Below are 14542 nucleotides of genomic sequence, written 5' to 3'. Positions count from 1 at the left end.
AAATTAAATTACTTGCTTGAAATTCCCATAATGTCAGACTCTTTCATTATGCTGTATTCCTTGCCATCAATTTTAACTTCTGTTCCTGACCATTTACCAAATAAAACTTTATCTCCAACTTTTACATCCATCGGTATCGTTTTGCCGTCCTCAGTTTTTGCACCACCACCAACTGCAACAACTTTGCCTTCTTGAGGTTTTTCCTGCGCTGTATCTGGTATGATTATTCCACCAGCGGTTTTTTCGCTGCTATCTAAAACTTCTATTAAAACTCTATCGTGTAACGGTCTAAATTTCATAAATTCTCCTTATTATTATGGTCTTCATATAGAGATTGGCCTTACTATTTCAAGATATAGTTAAAAATTAGTTGGTTAAAAAATAAAGGAATTTGTGGTTTTTATGGTTTATAGATTAATTTGATGACTAAAAATTTAGATAAGGAGGGTTTAAGCTCTATTGTGGACAATTATCAACTATTTTACATTGATTTATGGGGAGTAGTCCATAATGGGGTTTCTTTACATCTTGAAGCTATAAAAACTCTTAAAGAAATAAATAAAAAAAGAAAAGATTATATTTTACTCACAAATGCGCCCAGACCCAACCATGCAGTTAAATCTTTTTTAGAAAAACTAGGGATGGAGAAAGAAATGAGAGATCATGTTTTTACCTCAGGCGAGGCAGCTCTAATTTATTTAAAGAAAAATTTGATTAATAAAACTTTTTTCCATGTTGGCCCACCTAGAGATTTTGACTTATTTAAAGACTTTGAAAAAATGAAATTAAATAATATAGAAAAAAGTGAATATATTTTATGCACAGGATTATTTGATGATCATAGTGAGGACTTAAATTATTATAAAGACCTGTTTGAAAAAAATATAAAAAAAAAAATGATTTGTACAAACCCTGATTTAATAGTGGACAGAGGAAACACAAGAGAATTTTGTGCTGGTTCTGTTGCAATGGTTTTTGAAAAAATGGGTGGAGAAGTTGTTTACTTTGGAAAACCTTATCCTGAAGTTTATAATCAATCCACTGACAATAAGAATAAAAAAATTCTTTCCATAGGTGATAATTTAAATACTGATATAAAAGGAGCAAACCTTTTAAATTATGACTCTTTAATAATATCAAATGGAATTCACAAAAATGAGATCAAAGAAAAAGGAATCGAAAAAGTTGCAAAATCTTATGAAGCAATATGTAATTATATTCAGTCAGAATTGAAATGGTAAAATCAAAAAACATATATAAAAATTTTAATATCAATACTAGATATAAAAACTCAATTATATTAATTGGTAACTTTGATGGAGTTCACAAAGGACATCAAAAATTATTCTCATTAGCTAAGAAATATAAAAAAAAATATTCCTCTAAAATTGGTGTGTTGACTTTTGAACCCATGCCAAAAATGTTTTTTAATAAAAATTTAGAAAATTTTAGAATTTCTAGTTTACAGCAAAAAATTGATAATCTCAAAAATCTTAATGTAGATTTTTTAATAATAAAAAAGTTTGATCGAAAATTCTCAAAAATAAAATCTATAACTTTCATTAAAGAAATATTGGGTAAAAAACTAAAACCAAAATTCATTTTTGTAAGTAATAATTTTAGATTTGGGAATAAGAGAGAAGGTAATGTAAGACAATTGATTAAATTTGAGAAAATATGTGGTTATAAGGTAGTTAAACCACAACCATTGTTAATCAATAAGAAAATTGCATCTTCATCGTTGGTTAGAAAACTTATACAAAAGGGAAAATTAGAAAAAGCCAACAAAATTTTAAGTAGAAATTGGTCAATTGATGGAAAAGTTCAAAAGGGAAAACAGCTAGGAAAAAAAATTGGTTTTCCAACTGCGAATATTGATATCAAAAATTATATTTTAGCTTGCCCAGGTGTATATGCGGTAAAAGTGAAAAGATATGGCAAAAACAGTTATAAAAAAGGGATTGCAAATTTGGGTTATCGACCAACATTTAATGGAAAAAAAATATTATTGGAAGTTCATTTATTTAATTTTTCTGGAAATCTTTATAATAAGTATTTAACAGTGGAATTTAAAAGATTTATTAGAAAAGAAAAAAAATTTAAAAATGTCGACCTTCTTAAAAAACAAATTAAAACTGACTTATTGATAGCAAAAAAATAAAATGAGCAAATCTCAAATAAATCTTCCTAAAACTGCTTTTTCAATGAAAGCAAATTTGCCAACCCGAGAACCAGAAATTTTAAAGTTTTGGCAAAACATAAATCTTTATGATGAGCTAAGAAAATCAAGAAAAGGAGAAGAAAAATTTGTTCTTCACGATGGCCCACCCTACGCAAATGGTAATATACATATGGGAACAGCTTTAAATAAAATTTTAAAGGATATAATTGTGAGATTTCATCAGATGGATGGTAAAGACTCTGTCTATGTTCCAGGATGGGACTGTCATGGATTACCCATAGAATGGAAAATTGAAGAGCAATATAAAAAAAATAAAAAAAATAAAAATGAAGTTCCAATAGTTGAGTTTAGAAAAGAGTGTAGGGCATTTGCAGAAAAATGGATAGATATTCATAAAGATCAATTCAAGAGGCTAGGAGTTGTAGGAGATTGGGATAATTATTACTCTACTATGAGTTTTGATGCAGAAGCTCAAATAGTAAGAGAATTAGGTAAATTTTTAAAAGAAGGAAGTTTGTATAGAGGTTTTAAACCTGTTTTGTGGTCAACTGTTGAAAAAACAGCTTTAGCAGATGCAGAAGTTGAATACCAAGATCATAAGTCAGATACTATATATGCATCTTTTCAGGTCAAATCATCAAACATTAGAGAATTAAATGATAGTGAAATAGTAATTTGGACGACTACTCCATGGACTATTCCAGCCAATAAAGCCTTAGCTTACAATGAAAGCTTAGATTATCTACTAATTGAAGTGAATGATGATGGAGATTTTAAAAATAAAAAAATTGTTATTGCAGATGCATTATTAGACTCAGTTATAAAAGATACCAAAATTCAAAGTTTTAAAAAATTAAAAAAATTTAAAGGTAAAGATTTAAAAGGAACAATATGTAACCACCCCTTTTTAAAACTTGGTTATGAATATGACATACCTATGCTAGAAGCACGTTTTGTTACAACAGAACAGGGTACCGGAATTGTTCATTGTGCACCAAGTCATGGTCCTGATGATTTTAATCTTTGCTTAAATAACGGCATTAAAGCTATCGAGACCGTAGATGGAGATGGAAAGTATACAAGCAACGTAGCTTTGTTTGAGGGAGTTCATATTTTTAAATCAAATCCAATTGTAATAGACAAACTTAAAGAACAGAAAAAATTATTATCAAGTGGAGAATTAATTCACTCTTATCCTCATTCATGGAGATCAAAAGCACCGTTAGTTCATAGAGCAACACCACAATGGTTTATTTCCATGGATAGCCATAAACTTAGAAATAAAGCTTTAAAAGCTATCAACGAAACGACATTTTATCCTGGCAAAGGAAAAGAGAGATTAAAATCAATGATTGAAACAAGACCTGACTGGTGCGTATCAAGACAAAGAGTTTGGGGAGTTCCACTACCTATTTTTATAAATAAAAAAACTAAAGAAATTTTAGTAGACGATAATGTTTTTGAAAATATCGCAAAAATTTATGAACAAGAGGGTTCAGATTGTTGGTTTTCTGATGACTCTCAAAAGTTTTTAGGCGATAAATATAGAGCAGAGGATTTTGAAAAACTTAGTGATATTGTTGAGGTATGGTTTGATAGTGGATCGACCCATTCTTTTGTACTAGAAAAAAGAAAAGATTTAAAATGGCCAGCCTCTATGTACCTAGAGGGCTCTGACCAACACAGAGGCTGGTTTCACTCTTCTTTACTAGAGTCATGCGGTACAAGAGGCAGGGCTCCTTTTGAAAATATTCTTTCCCATGGTTTTGTTGTAGACGGAAAAGGTTTAAAAATGTCAAAATCACTGGGTAATGTAATTGCGCCAGAGGATATTTTAAAAAAATATGGAGCTGATATACTAAGAATTTGGGTTGCGTCATCCAATTATGCAGAGGATCTAAGAATTGATTATTCAATATTAGATCAACATGCTGAGTCTTATAGAAAAATAAGAAATACATTCAGATATTTACTTGGCAATTTAAATGACACTTTTGAAAATATAGAATTGTCTAAATTAGAAATTCATAAATTACCAGAGCTTGAGCAATTTATGCTTCATAAAATTTATAGGCTTAATTCAAATTTTCTAAAGTATTTTAAGAATTACGATTTTCATAACTTGTATAAAGAATTATTGAATTTTTGTACTGTAGATTTATCAGCTTTTTATTTTGATATTAGAAAAGACACTTTGTATTGTGACCCAAAAGACTCCGAGAAAAGAAAATCTACTTTATTGCTGCTAGATATCATTTTAAATTCTTTAATAAGATGGTTTGCACCAATTTTATCATTTACAACCGAAGAAATTTATCAACTTGTTTCAAAAGATAAAAAAAGTGTTCATTTAGAAAACTTTTTAAGTTTTCCAAAAAAATTTGAGAATATTGCATTGAACGCAAAGTGGGAAAAATTACTTAAAATAAGAGATGCATGCAATTTAAGTATTGAAGAAAAAAGGGCAAGTAAAGTTATTGGCTCAAGTTTAGAGGCAGCATTATTACTTAAATTAAATAAAAAAAATAAAGAGATTATAGAGGGAATAGATTTAGCAGAATTGTGTATTACATCCTCAGTTGAAATTGAAGACAGTGAAAAAGATGAATTTTTGGTTGAAACAACAAAAGCCGAAGGAGAAAAATGTCCTGTTTGCTGGAAGATCAGCAGACTGCCTTGTGAAAGACATCCTGTAAAATAGATGGTTATGCATAAAAAAAATTTACTTTATTTTTCAATGACAATATTAATTTTTTTGATAGATAGAATAAGCAAATACTTTATATTGAAATTATCAACACCAACTGGTGATTTAAATATTTCAATTACATCTTTTTTAAATTTCAATCTAATTTGGAACAGTGGAGTAGCTTTTGGACTCTTGTCATTTGATCAAAATATTTATTACAATATAGTTACAGCTATTATAATTTTAGTTACATCAATCCTTATCTGGATTGCGATTAGGGCCAAAGGTTTAGAAAAAATAAGTTTTTTACTTATAATTGGAGGTTCATTTGGAAATATGTTTGATAGACTATACTATTCAGCAGTAATAGATTTTATAGATATAACTTACAATGATTATCATTGGTTTATATTCAATGTAGCTGATATATTCATTTGTATTGGAGTAATTTTATTGATTATTTTAGAATTTTTTAAAATTAAAGTTAAAGTATGAAAGTTGTATATATATTTTTTATCTGTTTATTTCTTTCAGCTTGTCAATCTGCAAAAGATGCATTCACTTTGCAAAAAAAATCTAGTACAGATGAATTTCTTGTGGAAAAAAAAAGTCCTTTAGTTCTACCTCCAGATTATGGCAAATTACCAGTGCCAGATAATAAAATAAATGAAAAAGATAAAAAAGATGAAACAGAGATAAAAAAAATAGTAATAGGTGATGATACAAAAGTTATTAAAAAATCAGAAAATGACTCAAAACCAACTTCAATAGAAGAATTAATATTAAAGAAAATAAAATAATTAAATGTTATTAAGAGAAGAGATTAAGATAAAAGATTTTCTTTCAGATAAAAAATTACTAAATCAAAAAAAAAAGATTTACCAACTTTTTAAAAAGTTAATCAAAAGTAATAATGAGATTTTGTTTTCAATGAGCAAAGATTACAAAGATTCCTATAAAAAAAATTTAGTAACAAATTGTAAAAATAAAAAGATTATTAACATCATTGGCATGGGTGGTTCTTTATTAGGTGCAAAAGCAATTTATAGTTTTTTAAAACCAAAAAATAAGATTTTTAACTTCTTTGACAGTTATCGTAACAGTAACTTCAAGAAAAATTCAAAAAAGAATGTGAATCTAATTATCTCTAAATCAGGCAATACATTGGAAACAATAACTAATTCAAATATTTTGTTAGATAAAAAAGAAAAAAATATTTTTATTACTGAAAATAAAAAAAGTTATTTAATAGAATTTGCAAAAAAATTAAAAGCTGAGGTAATTCATCATAATAATTTCATAGGAGGACGGTATGCTGTTTTATCTGAGGTTGGAATGTTACCAGCTGAATTAATGGGTTTAAATTCAAAAAATTTCAGAAAATTTAATGACTTAATAAAAAATAAAAAATTTTTAAATTCATTAGTTAATAGTGTCTCTTGTATTCTTGCTTTTAAGAAAAAAAATTTCACTAATTCAATTGTTTTAAATTATGACGATAATTCAAATGATTTTTTTTATTGGTATCAACAATTAGTTGCTGAAAGTTTAGGAAAAAAGAATCAGGGTATTTTGCCAATTATTTCTAAAATGCCAAAAGATAATCATAGTTTAATGCAATACTATTTAGAGGGTGTTAAAAATAATTTTTTTACATTATTTTTTGTTAAAGATAAATCTTCAAAGAAAATAAATAATAATAGAATATTAAAATCACATTCATATCTTAGAAATAAAAGCTTGAATCAAATTTCTTTTAGTCAATTTTGTGCTACGCAAAAAGTTTTTAGACAAAGAAATATTCCTTTTAGAAGCTTTATTATTGAGAAAAGAAATGAAAAAAATCTAGGTCAACTTTTTTCGTTTTTTATTCTAGAGACGATTTTGTTAGGTATGGCGTTAAAAATTAATCCTTTTGATCAGCCAGCTGTAGAGTTGATCAAAAAACAAACAAAAAAAATCTTAATTTCCAAAAATTATTTTTGATATACCGTAATTACGATTTTCAACTATATTTAACTTTTCTGTAATATTAATATTATCTTTCTTATGTCTGTGAATTATCATAATACCATTGTCTTTAAGAATTTTTTTTTCTAAAATTTTTTCAATTATTTGATTTATTTTTTTTTCTTTGTAAGGAGGATCAATAAAAATTATATCAAAATAACATCCTAAATCTCTTTCTGAGAAAAAAAAATCAAAGAAGTCATTTTCATAAATTTTGTAATTCTTGATTTTTTTTAAAGAGTTTAAATTTTTTTCCAAAATTTTAATTGCTAAAGTATGATTTTCAAAAAAAATTACATTTTTGGAACCTCTAGATATACACTCAATTCCAAACGAACCAGTCCCTGAAAATAAATCTAAAACTGATGAATTTTTTACGTCAAGATCAATTTTTTTTGAATGTTTAATTAAATTAAAAATAGATTCTTTTACAATATTTTTTAGAGGTCTTGTATTTTTATCAGTTGGTAGAAAAAGTTTTTTTCCTTTGAAATGTCCGCCTATAATTTTCATTTATTTATAACTTTGTAACCAATATCTTTCCTATAAAAGCCATCTTTCCAATTAACTTTTTTAATAAGGTCAATTGCCATTTTTCTGCTATTTTTAAAGCTATTTGATTTAGCTACAAAATTCAAAACACGTCCACCATTAGAAAATATTTTATTTTTCTCTATTTTTGTTCCTGCATGAAATATAAATTCATCATTTTTAAGAATAATATTATTTAATTTTCTTATTTCTTTATTATTTTTATAAGTGCTAGGATATCCAATTGAACATTGCACAATAGATAGACATTTATCAGAAAACCATTCGATATTTAACTGATCTAAATTTTGATTTATTGTGGACTCCACTATTTTAAAAAAATCAGTTTTTAGTCTTGGCAAAATAGTTTGACACTCAGGATCGCCCATTCTTACATTGTATTCAATCAAGTATGGCTCATTATTATTTATTATTAAACCTGCATACAAGAAACCTTTATAATTTGTATTAAGATCTTTAAGAGCTTTTAAAGTAGGTTTAATTATCTTCTTTAAAATTTTTTGATTTAAAATTTCATTTTCTAAACGTGAAGGTGAATAAGCACCCATCCCACCTGTATTTGGTCCTAAATCACCTTCACCAACTCTCTTGTGATCTTGAGCAGTTCCAAATTTTTTAAAAGTGATACCGTCTGAAATTATAAAAAAACTCATCTCCTCACCAACTAGAAATTCCTCAATTAATATTTCATAAGTTTTTCCAAATTTTCCATTAAATATCTCATGAACTGCATTGATTCCTTGTTTTTTTGTTTCACAAATATAGACACCTTTTCCAGCTGCTAAACCATCAGCTTTGATTACTATGGGTAAATTGCAATTATTTAAGAATTTTTGTGCATTCTTTTTATTCTTAAAAATACCATATTTAGCAGTTGGGATGTTATATTTTTTACATAAATTTTTTGTGAATATCTTTGATCCCTCAAGTTTTGAGGAAAACTTATTAGGGCCAAATACTTTAATCTTATTTTTTTCTAGAAAATCAACAATACCTTCCACCAAAGGTTTTTCAGGACCAACTATAATTATATCAATTTGATTTTTGTTTATAAAATCTTTAAGTAAATCAAAGTTGCTAACATCTAAATTAATATTTTCTGCTATTTTATCTGTTCCAGCATTGCCAGGGAAACAGTATATTTTTTTTACTTTTTTTGATTTTTTAATTGCATAACATAAAGCATGCTCTCTTCCACCACTTCCAATTATACCAACTTTCATATAATAATGTATAAACTAAAAATGTTTAAAAAATTAGCTAAAATAAAATATTTACCAAATAATTTTCAAATTATCGAAGAGGGAGATCATGTAATTTGTGCTATTTCAGGTAAAAAAATTTCCTTAAATGAATTAAATTACTGGAATGTTGAACTACAAGAGCCATATTATTCTTACATAGAAGCATCTGAAAAAAGAGAAAAAGGATAATTTATTTCCATCTATCATGTGACCATATCCATTGGTCAGGATTTTTTTCAATCATTTTCTCAATAACAGTGTTTAAATTCAAAGTTATCTTTTCAATACTTTCATCTTCAGAGAATTCTAAGGGTTTAAAAATTTCAAGTCTAAACTGATGAAGTTTTATCCTTTCAATGTAAATTGGAACCACTTTACAATTAAATTTTTTAACAAACTGAGCAGGTATTGTTGTAGTAAAAGCTTTCTTGTTAAAAAAGTTACAACTTATGCCCTCTGAGACTCTTTGATCAATCATCAACGCAATAGAAGTTCCCTCTTTAAAATGTCTTAAAATCTTTTTAGTTCCTGAAATTCCTTTTTTAATTTGCTTTTCACAAATATAATTTTTTCTTATTTTTTCCATTATAGGGTTTAAAAATTTATTATTTAAAGGCCTATAAATAGCCGCCAAATCAATACCAGATCTTTCTATATGCATTGCCATAAATTCAAAATTATTGAAATGCCCTGAAATAAATATGACGGGTTTCTTATTGTCTTTAATTTGTTCTAAAATATTTTGACCAATTATTTCAATATTTTGATAAAGATTAGTTTCTCTATATTTTTTAATAAACATGTACTCTGCAAAAATCCTTCCATAATTTCCCCACATATTTTCTATTATTATTTCTCTATCCTTATTTGAATTTCCAATATTTGAATTTGTTAAGTTCTGTTGAATTTTCTTATTTGATCTAAAAAATGGACCAATCTTTTTTCCAATAAACTCTCCAAAATTAGTTGAGTATTTATATCCAATAATTTTAAAGATTAAAAAGAAAATTATGATGAATATGAACTCGAAAAAATGCTTTATAACTTTCATAAGTAATTTTTTATAATTTTTTTAAATTCATTTATATTGTCAATTTTCAGATCTACTTCAACGTAGTCACATTTATTTTTTTGCGTTTTGCTCATTCTAAAATAATCTTTTTCTGTAGTAATTATTTTCGTTGAATTATCATATTTCAATTTTTCAAAATCATTATCATTATATTTGTAATGGTCTGGGAAAGAGTATGTCTTTTTTATATTTAAATTGTGTTCTTTTAATAAATCAAAAAAATTTGAAGGATTTCCAATTCCAGCAAAAGCAATTAATTGCCTGTCTTTAAATTTTTCAATATTTTTAATTTTATATTTTGAATAAAAAATATGTAGTTGTTTTTTACCAACATTTTTTAAAATTTTTTTTTCAAGTTCTAAATTTTTTTCACCATTAATTACAATACAATCAGCTCTATGAATGGCATTTAATCTCTCCCTTAAAGGTCCAGATGGAATTACAAATCCATTTCCTATCATTTGTCTTGAGTTAAAACATAAAATTGAAAGATCAGACTTAATTGAAAAATCTTGAAAACCATCATCCATTATTGCAACATCATGATTTTTCAATATTGATGAAAATATACATTCATCTCTTTTATTTCCAACGAAAGTTTCCCCAGTGGCCTTTAACATCTCAATTTCATCTGATAAATACTTGTGATATTTTTTTATAAATGCAGGATTTTTACCCAATGTTTTTGTTATATTGAAAATTTCCCTAGCCAAAGGTGTTTTACCGGTTCCTCCAAGATAAATATTGCCTACGCAAATTATAGGAATTGATGGTTTTTTGAAAGTTTTAAAGTTCTGATAAGTTTTAACAAATTTTGTTAACATGATGAAAATTATTGAAATTGGGAAAAGTAAAATTGACCATAAAGATATTTTTTTACTATCCCAAAATAAAGGTTTATTAAATTGCATTTTTTAAAATAAAATTAATTTCCTCATACGTATTATTCAAAATTTTTTTACCAATCTTATCAATTTTGTATTTGATTTTTTTTGAATTATTACCCTTTTTGGATAGTAATAAATTAAGTTTATTTTCAAATTTTTGTTTTGATGTTACTAAATAAGAAATCTTATTTTTTCCAAGAAATTCATAAATTTCATCAAAATTTGAAATATTTTTGCCATGAAGAATATTACAACCAAATCTTGCAGCTTCTAAAGGATTTTGACCACCATGATTAATAATTGAACCGCCTAAAAAAACATTCTTGCAATTATTATAAAAAGATTTTGTCTTACCATAGGAATTTACCAAATATATGTCTGTTTTTTTGTCAATTGCAGACATCGGCTCATCAATGTGGACATTTAAACCCATACTCATTAACTCTTTTTTAATAGATTTAATTCTGTTTATATGGCGAGGGATTAAGATAGTTAGCAAATTTTTGTGCTTTATCTTTAATTTTTTATGAATCATTCCACAAAATCTCTCCTCGGTAGAATGCGTGCTTGAAGCGCACCAAACTTTTTTTGATAAAAAAAAATTTTTTAAGCTTTTTTTTAAATTTTTAATTTTTCGTTCAGATTCAGAGTATTTCAAATTACCAATATTCCTAATTTTTTTTGCACCTAATTCCTTTAAATAATAAATTGATTTAGAATTTGAAGGAAGACATAAATCAAATTTTTGAAATAATGTGTTTGCAAACTTTGAAAATATCATCCATCTTTTAAATGTTTTTTTTGTGATCCTGCCGTTTAAAAGAATAATTGGAATTTTTTTACCTTTTAAATTAATTAGCATGTTTGGCCATATTTCAGAGTCCACAAATAGGGCTAATGAAGGTTTCCAATAATCTATAAATTTCTTTGATAAAAAATTTACATCAATTGGAAAAAATTGGTGTGTAACTTTTTTAAACTTATAGTTACGAATAACATTTGATGAACTCAATGTGTTTGATGTAATTAATATTTGATTTATTTTCTTATCTTTCTCTAGTTTTTCTATTAGTGGTATAATACTTTGTAATTCTCCAACACTAGCGCCGTGAAACCAAATTAGTTTCCCTTTATTTTTCTTTTCTGAAAAAAAACAGAACTTTTCACTAAATCTTTTTATATGTTCTTTATTGTTTAAAAGTCTAATTATAAGTATAATTGGAGATAGAAGTAATATTAGACATGTTATAAGTCTATAAAATATAAGCATTATTTTTTTATTTGTTTTTCATAAAAATTTTTATATATCTCTGAGGACATTAATAGCTCATCATGCGTACCAGAACTAGAAACTTGGCCGTGATCAATCACATAAATTTTATCTGAATTTAATATTGTAGACAACCTATGTGCAATTACAATTGTAGTTCTTCCTTTTGTTAAAAAATTTATTGCTTTCTGAATTTTACTCTCTGTTTCAGCATCTAATGATGATGTAGCTTCATCAAGAAGAATTATTGGACTTTTTTTGAGTATCGCTCTTGCTATAGAAAGTCTTTGTTTTTCGCCTCCAGAAAGCCTTACGCCATTTTCTCCTATATTTGTATTAAATTTATTTGGTAATTTGTTTATAAATTCAATTGCAAATGAATTTTTTGCTGCATCTTCAATTTCATCATCAGACGCATCTAAATTAGCATAAGCAATATTATTTTTAATAGTGTCGTCAAATAAAGTTGTATCTTGGCTTACTAAAGATATTCCCTTCCTTAATGAAAAAATAGTATTTTCATAAATAGACTGATTATCTATTTCTATATCTCCATTTTTAACATTATATAATCTTGGAATTAGATTCAGTATAGTTGATTTTCCAGCTCCACTGTGTCCTACTAGTGCAGTCATTTTTTTTCCAGGAAAATTCAAATTTATTGATTTTAAAATTTTTTCCTCATCAGAATAATTAAAATCAACGTTTTTAAATATTATTGTACCGTCTTTATATTTTAGATCTTTTGCCCCTTCTTTGTCTTTGACCTCAGAATTTTCATCTATTATTGGCAAGACTTTTCTAGCACCAGATAAACCCTGTTGAATAGTTATGTTTAAAGTTGCTAATGATCTAACTGGTTGATAAGCCAACATCATTGCAGCAAGAAAAGAAAAGAAATTACTCACTTCAATTTCATTATTTGCTACTAATTTTGCTGAAACAAAAATTAATGTAGCTATCATTATCCCAGTTAAAAATTCCATTATTGGCGAGGCTCTTACAAAAACTTCAGCAATTTTTCTATTTTTTTCTTTTAAACTATTAATTAATTCAAAAGCCCTTTTTTTTTCAAAATTTTCCTTTTGAAATATTTTTGTAATTTTATGATTTTTAAATATTTCAAATAAGTAAGTATTTAAAATACCTGCTCTAGTCATTTGCTCTGTCGTAACTTTACCTATTCTTTTTCCAAGTGTTCTTGCCGCAATGCTGGCTAGTGGTATCATTATGATAGCCATTAGTGATAATTTCCAATTTTGATAAAACATTACACTCAATAACCCAATTAAAGTTAAACTGTCTTTAAATAAGTTCAAAATTGCAGTACTGACTAAATTGGTTATTTTGTCTATATCGTTAGTTAGATTTGTAATAAATTTTCCAGAATGTTTATTATCAATTAAACTTGTATCTGCGGAAATTAAAGATCCAAACATATCTAGTTGCATATCTTTTCTCACTTCCTCTGCAACTCTAATCATTATAACTCTAGCTGAGTAAAGAGAGGCACCTTTAATAGCAAATGCCAAAACTATAAAACCTGGAATAGTATAAGTAGATACTTTGTTTTGATTTATAAATAGCTCTTTTATTGCTGGATCCAATAAGTACGCAACTGCTGATGTGCTCCCAGCTAAAAGAAGTGTAAAAAATAATGATAATAAAATTCTATTAACATATTTTTTAGTGTAATCATTGTATAATCTTTTTAATATTGAATAATCATTGTTCATCATATTTTTCCTAATAGTAGACTAAGAAAAACTATAAAACCTAAAAAATTATTAGATTTAAAAATTTTTAAACAATTCTCTGAATTATTTATATCAAGTTTGTGAATTTGAAAATAATACATGTGAATAATTATAAATAAAAGAAAAATATAATATAGAATATTTAAGTTTAATAAAAAACCTACAAGAATTAAACTTATTGTAAAAATTAAAAAACATAATTTTAAAAATAGATAAGGATTTGATTTAAATTTTATTGATGTTGATTTAACTCCTATTACTTCATCATCTTTTATATCCTGAAATCCGTATATTGTGTCATAACCTAATGTCCAAAATATGGCCCCTAGATAGAAAATAATTGGAATTACATTGATTTCATTTGTAATTGAGGTCCATCCAAGTATTAAACCATAGTTAAAAGTTATCCCTAAAAAAAGTTGAGGCCAGTAAGTGTAACGCTTCATTAACGGATAAGTGAATGCTAAAGGCATCGAAACCAAAGCGAGCAAAATTGTTAATCTATTAAATTGAATTAATACTAAAAAGGCTATCAGACAAAGGATTACCGCATATATTAAAGCTAGAGTTATTGAAATTTTTCCAGAGGCGACAGGTCTATCTTTTGTTCTTAAAACATCTTTATCAATTTTTCTATCAACAATATCATTGACTATACATCCGGCAGATCTCATTAAAACTGCACCTGAAAAAAAAAGAATCAGGTAATTTAGATATGCTATCAAATTAGAGATATCAAAAGCTATAGTTATGCCCCAAACACATGGCCAAAATAATAACATATAACCAATTGGTTTTTTGAGTCTTGTTAATTCAATAAAAAGATTAATTTGGTTCATAAATTTTACTTGTAAATAACAAACGCAAGATTGATAATCA

The 14542-nt window shown here is 26.4% G+C and carries 15 protein-coding genes; 7 read left to right on the top strand and 8 right to left on the bottom strand.

Going from position 1 to position 14542, the window contains the following annotated elements; all coding sequences use genetic code 11:
* Nucleotides 1-8 precede the first annotated feature (8 nt).
* Nucleotides 9-299 carry a co-chaperone GroES gene (gene groES, locus AMN95_RS03310; RefSeq protein ID WP_075502433.1) on the bottom strand — a complete coding sequence of 97 codons (291 nt, stop codon included), beginning with the start codon at nt 297-299 and terminating at the stop codon, nt 9-11.
* Nucleotides 300-422: 123 nt separating this feature from the next.
* Here groES and AMN95_RS03305 point away from each other — a divergent pair, with 123 nt between their 5' ends.
* Genes AMN95_RS03305 through AMN95_RS03280 form a run of 6 tightly spaced genes read left to right on the top strand, consistent with a single transcriptional unit; the run spans nt 423 to nt 6857 of the window.
* Entirely contained in the window at nt 423-1241 is an 819-nt protein-coding gene (locus tag AMN95_RS03305) for a TIGR01459 family HAD-type hydrolase (protein ID WP_075522557.1), read from the top strand.
* A complete protein-coding gene (locus tag AMN95_RS03300) occupies nt 1235-2161 on the top strand; it encodes a bifunctional riboflavin kinase/FAD synthetase (protein WP_075522556.1) in 927 nt (308 codons plus the stop codon). The genes AMN95_RS03305 and AMN95_RS03300 overlap by 7 nt, the downstream gene beginning before the upstream one ends.
* Nucleotide 2162: 1 nt before the next feature.
* Nucleotides 2163-4883: an isoleucine--tRNA ligase gene (ileS, locus tag AMN95_RS03295; protein WP_075522555.1), complete on the top strand. Its 2721-nt coding sequence runs from the start codon at nt 2163-2165 to the stop codon at nt 4881-4883.
* Nucleotides 4884-4889: 6 nt separating this feature from the next.
* Nucleotides 4890-5366: a signal peptidase II gene (lspA, locus tag AMN95_RS03290; protein WP_075522604.1), complete on the top strand. Its 477-nt coding sequence runs from the start codon at nt 4890-4892 to the stop codon at nt 5364-5366.
* On the top strand, nt 5363-5671 hold the full coding sequence (locus AMN95_RS03285) for a DUF3035 domain-containing protein (RefSeq protein WP_082256661.1): 309 nt from the start codon (nt 5363-5365) through the stop codon (nt 5669-5671). Before lspA ends, AMN95_RS03285 begins: the two co-directional genes overlap by 4 nt.
* 4 nt (nt 5672-5675) lie before the next feature.
* Nucleotides 5676-6857 (top strand): glucose-6-phosphate isomerase, encoded by a 1182-nt coding sequence (locus AMN95_RS03280; RefSeq protein WP_075522554.1) that lies wholly within the window; start codon nt 5676-5678, stop codon nt 6855-6857.
* Here the strand turns inward: AMN95_RS03280 and rsmD are convergent.
* Both rsmD and purD read right to left on the bottom strand, forming a co-directional pair.
* The gene (gene rsmD / locus AMN95_RS03275; RefSeq protein WP_075522553.1) at nt 6834-7394 is read right to left on the bottom strand and encodes a 16S rRNA (guanine(966)-N(2))-methyltransferase RsmD; all 561 of its coding nucleotides are present in this window, start codon (nt 7392-7394) and stop codon (nt 6834-6836) included. The genes AMN95_RS03280 and rsmD overlap by 24 nt on opposite strands.
* The gene (purD, locus tag AMN95_RS03270; protein WP_075522552.1) at nt 7391-8656 is read right to left on the bottom strand and encodes a phosphoribosylamine--glycine ligase; all 1266 of its coding nucleotides are present in this window, start codon (nt 8654-8656) and stop codon (nt 7391-7393) included. The genes rsmD and purD overlap by 4 nt, the downstream gene beginning before the upstream one ends.
* Nucleotides 8657-8677: 21 nt before the next feature.
* Between purD and AMN95_RS03265 the strand changes: the two genes are divergently transcribed.
* Nucleotides 8678-8866, top strand: coding sequence for a DUF2093 domain-containing protein (locus AMN95_RS03265; protein ID WP_075522551.1), 189 nt, complete (start codon nt 8678-8680; stop codon nt 8864-8866).
* A gap of 1 nt (nt 8867) precedes the next feature.
* Here AMN95_RS03265 and AMN95_RS03260 read toward each other — a convergent pair whose 3' ends face one another.
* From AMN95_RS03260 to ubiA, 5 genes are read right to left on the bottom strand one after another with little or no spacing between them, the layout of a single operon-like run.
* Nucleotides 8868-9728: a lysophospholipid acyltransferase family protein gene (locus AMN95_RS03260; protein ID WP_075522550.1), complete on the bottom strand. Its 861-nt coding sequence runs from the start codon at nt 9726-9728 to the stop codon at nt 8868-8870.
* Entirely contained in the window at nt 9725-10660 is a 936-nt protein-coding gene (lpxK, locus tag AMN95_RS03255; RefSeq protein WP_075522549.1) for a tetraacyldisaccharide 4'-kinase, read from the bottom strand. Before lpxK ends, AMN95_RS03260 begins: the two co-directional genes overlap by 4 nt.
* Nucleotides 10650-11906: a 3-deoxy-D-manno-octulosonic acid transferase gene (locus AMN95_RS03250; RefSeq protein WP_075522548.1), complete on the bottom strand. Its 1257-nt coding sequence runs from the start codon at nt 11904-11906 to the stop codon at nt 10650-10652. The genes lpxK and AMN95_RS03250 overlap by 11 nt, the downstream gene beginning before the upstream one ends.
* The gene (locus AMN95_RS03245) at nt 11906-13645 is read right to left on the bottom strand and encodes an ABC transporter ATP-binding protein (RefSeq protein ID WP_256997931.1); all 1740 of its coding nucleotides are present in this window, start codon (nt 13643-13645) and stop codon (nt 11906-11908) included. The genes AMN95_RS03250 and AMN95_RS03245 overlap by 1 nt, the downstream gene beginning before the upstream one ends.
* Nucleotides 13642-14502: a 4-hydroxybenzoate octaprenyltransferase gene (gene ubiA, locus AMN95_RS03240; protein ID WP_075522546.1), complete on the bottom strand. Its 861-nt coding sequence runs from the start codon at nt 14500-14502 to the stop codon at nt 13642-13644. The genes AMN95_RS03245 and ubiA overlap by 4 nt, the downstream gene beginning before the upstream one ends.
* Nucleotides 14503-14542: the final 40 nt, after the last annotated feature.

Origin of the sequence: Candidatus Pelagibacter communis, assembly GCF_001180185.1 — a bacterium.
Taxonomy (GTDB): Bacteria; Pseudomonadota; Alphaproteobacteria; order Pelagibacterales; family Pelagibacteraceae; genus Pelagibacter; species Pelagibacter ubique_F.
Note: the sequence above shows the minus strand (reverse complement) of the source record. Positions and strands in the feature narration are given on the sequence as shown.